Below are 5,052 nucleotides of genomic sequence, written 5' to 3' on the forward strand. Positions count from 1 at the left end.
GGCCGATCTCGCGGGCCGCCGACCGCAGCTCGGGGCCGCCGGCGATGCGGTACGGGGCGGGCAGCATCGCGAGCTGTTCCGCGTACCAGACGGGATTGCTCGTGGTGCCGCTCAGCCGGCACCCGCCCGCGGCCTCGTCCCGCAGCTCGCCGAGCGCGCGCGGCAGGCACCGCCGGACGCGCTCGGCGGGCGCGTCGATGATCACCTCGGTCTCGAAGTCCCAGCCCACCGCCAGGTGCTCCTCGAGCATCGCGACCGGGTCCAGCTCGGCCGGCGGCTCGAAGGGCTCGTCGCACTGATCGACGCCGCGGATCCGGTCGATCCGGTACGCGCGCCGGGCCTGCACGGCGTGCGACCAGCAGAGCAGATACCACCGCCCGTGCCGGACCACGACCGCCCACGGGTCGATCTCGGCCGTCCACTCCGACCCGGAGTCGGACCGGTAGGCGACCCGGACCCGGCGGCGCGCCGAGCAGGCCGTGACCAGGTCGGTGGTGATCGTCGTGTCGGGACGGGCGGCGGAGCGGTCCGGGGCGGGCGCGGCGGTGCGGCGTACCGCGTCGGCCTGGGCCGCGACCGGGCCGGGCAGCGCTCGCATGATCTTGCCGATCGCCCCGCCCACCGGATCGGTGGGGTCGTTCGGATCGTGGTGACCGTCGAGCACGGCCATCACCAGCCCGAGCGCCTCGGTGGCGGTGAACATCAGCGGAGGCAACCGCAGGCCGCGTCCGAGCCGATAGCCGCCGTACGGGCCGCGGGCGGACTCGATCGGGATGCCGGCCTCACGGAGGATCTCGACATAGCGGCGGGCGGCGCGGTCCGAGACGCCGAGCTTGCCGGCCAGCCGGTCGGCGGTGATGCCGGGATTGCCCTGGAGAAGCTCGAGCGTCAACAGGGCCCGGGCGGTCGGGCTCGGCTCGTTGTCCACGGCGTCTCGCATTCCGGCAGTTGATCGTCCGGAACTCAACCTAGTCGAGCAGTTCGCCGCACGTCACGTTCGAGATCACGCCGGTCATCGCGGAGGCGCGGTCCGAAGCCAGGAACGTCGCCACCTGTGCCACCTCGGCCAGCCGGGGCAGGCGGCCGAGGAGCGTACCCCGCGCCTTGGTGGTGTCGAACGCATCGCGGGTTAGGCCGGCGTTGGCGGCGTGCATCGCGAACACCTCGTCGACCCCGGCCGCATCGGGCGAACCGGCCGACCGCACGCACGCCACCCGGACGCCGCGCGGGCTCAGCTCGACGGCGAGCGCACGGGCGAACGACTCCAGCGCCGCGCACTGCACGCCGAAGCTGCCGGCCATCGGGATCGACGTGCGGTCGGGGGCGGCGGTGAGCATCAGGATGACGCCGGACCCGCGCCGGACCATGTGCCGGGCGGCCGCCGTGGCGGTAACGAAGTGCGTGTGCAGCCGCGCCTCGATCCCTCGCGTGAAGTCCGCCGGCGACATGTCGATCAGCGGCACCCCCTGCACGTGGTCGACGGAGATGAGATTGATCGAGATATCGATGCGGCCGTGCTCGCCGGCCACCGCCCGCAGATCCGCCTCGACGGCGTCCGGGTCGAGCGCGTCCACCTCCCGGCCCGGCGCGTGGACGATCGCCCCCTCGTCCGCGAAGGCCCGCGCCACCGCCCGGCCGGCCGCACCACTCCCGCCGTAGACCACGGCCACCCTGTTCTCCAGCATCATGCCGTCATAGTTGCAGAAGAGAACCGTCTAGTACAGAGTTAGGACCATGGCCGATCGGACCTACGGCGACGGATGCGGCGTGGCGCACGCGCTCGACCTCATCGGCGAACGCTGGGCGCTGCTGGTGGTCCGGGAGCTGACCCTCGGGCCGCAGCGCTTCAGCGACCTGCGGGCCGGGCTGCCCGCGGCGAGCCCCAACGTGCTGTCCCAGCGTCTGCGCGACCTGGAGGCGGCCGGGGTGGTGCGGCGCCGCAAGCTGCCACCGCCGGCCGCGTCGCAGGTGTACGAGCTGACCGAGCACGGCGCCGAGCTGCGCCCGATCCTGACCGCCCTGGGCACGTGGGCGCTGCGCGCGGAACGCCCGCCGGCCGGCCCGGTCAGCGCCGTCTCGGCGATGCTCACCCTGCAGACGTACTTCTCTTCCCCCGCGACCGGCCTCGTCCGGGTCCTGCTGGGCGAACGCGCCTACCTGGCACGGCTGGCCGGCGGCCGCGCCGAGGTCGCCCCCGACGACACGTCCGCGCGCGCCGACGCCACCGTCGAGGCCGGCCCCGACACGTTCGTCGAGGTGCTGACCGCCCGGCGACCGATAACCGCGATGACCCTGACCGGCGATCTCGCTACGGTGGAGCGCATGATCGCCGGCATCCGGATGCCGGGCCGCTGATGCCCGAGCTGCGGCCGGCCGCCGACTTCCTCGACGACGCCCACGCCATCCTCCGGCGCGAGCGGGCCCGGCTGGACGAGCTGCTCGCTCAGCCGCACGAGTTGCTGCTCGTCGGCGGCAGCTCCGTGCCCGGCGCGCTGACCAAAGGCGACGTCGACCTGCACCTGCGCGTCGCGGCGCCCGACTTCCGGCCGGTCGTGGCCGCCCTGACCGACGTCTACGAGGTCGTGTTGCCCGAGATCTGGCAGGACACCCTCGCCACCTTCGCGGTCGAGGCGCCGCTGCCCACCGGCGTCGCGGTCACCCCCGCCGGGTCCGAGCACGACCTGCGCTTCACCCGCACCTGGGAGCGGCTCGCCGCGGATCCGGCGCTGGTCGAGGCGTACAACGACATCAAGCTCCGCCATCGCGACGACCCCGGCGAGTACGAGCGGCACAAGTCGGCGTTCTTCGACTCGCTGCTGTGAGCCGCTGCTGTGAGTCTCAGGGCAGCAGCGGGCGCATGAACGAGCGGTCGTAGCGCAGCACGCAGCCACTCTCGTCGCGGATGCGGTCGGCCTCCACGAACTCCGGATCCGTGCCGAAGAGCGTGCGGTACTGCTCGTAGGCGGCCAGGCTCGGGAAGCTGAACAGGGCCAGCGCCCGGTCGCTGGCACCCTCCGCCGGCAGGAAGTAGCCGTGGTGGGTCCCGCCGTTGCGGTTGACGAGATCCATCCAGCGCCGGGCGAAGCGCTCGAAGGCTTCGATCTCCCCCGGATCGATCACGTAGTCGACCACGCAGGTGATCATCGCAACGCCCCCAGCGCCGCCAGAAGGCGGTCGATCTCCGCCTCGGTGTTGTAGTGGTAGATGCTCGCCCGGACCGCGCCGCCGCTGTCCCGCAGGCCGGCCGCGATGAAGTACTCCGCCGCGTAGTAGTCGCCGTTCGACACGCAGATGCCCTGGTCGCCGAGCAGCCGGGCGGTTTCCGCCGGGGCCTGGCCGTCGAGCCGGAAGGAGACCGTCGGGCAGCGGTCGGCGGGCGCGGGGCAGAGCGTCACGCGGTCGTTCGCCGCGAGTCCGGCCAGGAGCCGGTCCAGCAGCCGGTTCTCGTACGCGACAACCTCAGCCATGCTCGCCGCCAGCCGTGACCTGCGGTCGCCCGGGGACGGGGCGAGCCCGGCCAGGTGATCGACCGCCGCCGTCACCCCGGCGAGCAGCTCGAAGCTGAGCGTGCCGAACTCGAACTGGTCCGGCACGTGATCGGGCGAGGGCAGCAGCTTGGCCGGCGACAGCGTCTCCCACAGCGCCGGGTCGGCGACCACCGTCGCGTAGTGCGGGCCGGACCACTTGTACGCGCTGGTCACGTAGAAGTCCGCGCCCATCGCCGCGACGTCGATCGGGCGGTGCGCGGTGGCGTGCACACCGTCCACGTACACCAGGGCACCCGCCGCGTGCGCGATCCGCGCGATCGACGCCACCGCCGGAACCGTCCCGATCGCGTTGCTCGCCGCGGTGACCGCCACCACCCTCGTGCGCGGCCCGACCAGGTCGGCGTACTGATCCACCGGAAGCTCGCCGGTCTTCACGTCGACGTCGGCCCAGCGGACGGTGGCGCCGGTCTGCCCCCACGGCCGGACGTTCGCGTCGTGGTCGAGGCGCGAGACCACCACCTCGTCGCCCTGCCCCAGCGCCATGGTCCGCGCCACCAGATAGGTCAGCGCCGTGGCGCTGGGCCCGAACACCACCCCGGCCGGATCCGCACCGAGCAGGTCGGCCACCGCCGAGCGGGCCGCCGCCACGATCTCACCGGACCGGCGCGCGGGCTCGAAGTTGGTTCCTCGGTTCGACACCGCGGTGCGCATGGCATCGGCGATCGCCGCCACCACCGACTCGGCCGGCTGGGTGCCGCCGGCGCCGTCGAAGTGGGCGAAGCCCTCGGCCAGGGCGGGGTGCATGGCGCGGATCCGCGGGACGTCGATCATCCACCGACCCTATGACGGCACGGGCCCTTGTCAGAACCGGACGATCGCCGGCAGCGGATTCTCGATCGCGTCGGCCACCTCGCGCATGAACGCGGCCGCCTCCCCGCCGTCGCACACGCGATGGTCGAAGACGAACGACATCTGGGTGATCCGCCGGACGGTGATCTCGCCGCCGACCACCCACGGGCGCTCCAGAATGCGGCCGAAGCCGAGGATGGCGACCTGCGGATGGTTGATGATCGCCGCGCTGCCGTCGACGTTGAAGCCGCCGTAGTTGTTCAGCGTGAACGTGCCGTTGCCCCGGCCTTCTCCCTCGCGGGTGACCCGGCGGATCTCGCCGTCCAGCGCGGCCAGGCTCAGGGCCTGCGCCCGGCTCACCGACGGCACGACCAGGCCCCGCGGGGTGTTCGTGGCGATGCCCAGGTTGATGTCGTCGTACTCGACGATGTCGTCGCCGTCGATGCGGCTGTTGAAGACCGGGTGGCGGCGCAACGCCGACACCGTGAACTTCGCCAGGTAGGCGAGGATGCCGGGGCCGGGGTCGTCCGGGGTACGGGTGTTCTCGCGCAGCCGCCACAGCTCGGTGGCGTCGACGTCGACCCAGACCGTCGCCTCGGGGATCTCCGAGCGGCTGCGGGTGAGCGCCGCGGAGACGGCCTTGCGCAGCGGGGTGAGCGGGATGCGGCGCTGTCCGGCCGGGCTCGCCGCGGCCTTTTCCAGGGCTCGCACCACC

General features: G+C 73.0%; 7 protein-coding genes. 2 read left to right on the forward strand and 5 right to left on the reverse strand.

Features of this window, described 5'->3' with window-relative positions; genetic code table 11:
* Both AB0M20_RS26620 and AB0M20_RS26625 read right to left on the reverse strand, forming a co-directional pair.
* Positions 1-940: WYL domain-containing protein (locus AB0M20_RS26620; protein WP_364302685.1), on the reverse strand; the 940-nt coding region annotated here is incomplete at its 3' end.
* A 28-nt stretch (positions 941-968) separates the two neighbouring features.
* Complete coding sequence (locus tag AB0M20_RS26625) at positions 969-1,688, reverse strand: SDR family oxidoreductase (RefSeq protein WP_364302687.1); 720 nt, start codon at positions 1,686-1,688, stop codon at positions 969-971.
* Positions 1,689-1,734: 46 nt separating this feature from the next.
* On the opposite strand from AB0M20_RS26625, the gene AB0M20_RS26630 reads away from it, so the two are divergent.
* The gene (locus tag AB0M20_RS26630; protein WP_364302689.1) at positions 1,735-2,355 is read left to right on the forward strand and encodes a helix-turn-helix domain-containing protein; all 621 of its coding nucleotides are present in this window, start codon (positions 1,735-1,737) and stop codon (positions 2,353-2,355) included.
* Positions 2,355-2,822 (forward strand): GrpB family protein, encoded by a 468-nt coding sequence (locus tag AB0M20_RS26635; RefSeq protein WP_364302691.1) that lies wholly within the window; start codon positions 2,355-2,357, stop codon positions 2,820-2,822. The genes AB0M20_RS26630 and AB0M20_RS26635 overlap by 1 nt, the downstream gene beginning before the upstream one ends.
* Before the next feature lie 16 nt (positions 2,823-2,838).
* On the opposite strand, the gene AB0M20_RS26640 is transcribed toward AB0M20_RS26635, so the two are convergent.
* The 3 genes from AB0M20_RS26640 to AB0M20_RS26650 all read right to left on the reverse strand — a co-directional run.
* On the reverse strand, positions 2,839-3,144 hold the full coding sequence (locus AB0M20_RS26640) for an NIPSNAP family protein (RefSeq protein ID WP_364302693.1): 306 nt from the start codon (positions 3,142-3,144) through the stop codon (positions 2,839-2,841).
* Positions 3,141-4,319 (reverse strand): cysteine desulfurase-like protein, encoded by a 1,179-nt coding sequence (locus AB0M20_RS26645; RefSeq protein ID WP_364302695.1) that lies wholly within the window; start codon positions 4,317-4,319, stop codon positions 3,141-3,143. Before AB0M20_RS26645 ends, AB0M20_RS26640 begins: the two co-directional genes overlap by 4 nt.
* A gap of 30 nt (positions 4,320-4,349) precedes the next feature.
* Positions 4,350-5,052: dihydrolipoamide acetyltransferase family protein (locus AB0M20_RS26650; RefSeq protein WP_364302697.1), on the reverse strand; the 703-nt coding region annotated here is incomplete at its 5' end.

The organism is Actinoplanes sp. NPDC051633, assembly GCF_040681735.1.
GTDB lineage: Bacteria > Actinomycetota > Actinomycetes > Mycobacteriales > Micromonosporaceae > Actinoplanes.

Excerpts from the sequence above, each read along its gene's own strand:
- AB0M20_RS26635 (WP_364302691.1), top strand. The coding sequence starts at position 2,355 with ATGCCCGAGCTGCGGCCGGCCGCCGACTTCCTCGACGACGCCCACGCC.
- AB0M20_RS26640 (WP_364302693.1), bottom strand. The coding sequence starts at position 3,144 with ATGATCACCTGCGTGGTCGACTACGTGATCGATCCGGGGGAGATCGAA.
- AB0M20_RS26630 (WP_364302689.1), top strand. The coding sequence starts at position 1,735 with ATGGCCGATCGGACCTACGGCGACGGATGCGGCGTGGCGCACGCGCTC.
- AB0M20_RS26645 (WP_364302695.1), bottom strand. The coding sequence starts at position 4,319 with ATGATCGACGTCCCGCGGATCCGCGCCATGCACCCCGCCCTGGCCGAG.
- AB0M20_RS26625 (WP_364302687.1), bottom strand. The coding sequence starts at position 1,688 with ATGATGCTGGAGAACAGGGTGGCCGTGGTCTACGGCGGGAGTGGTGCG.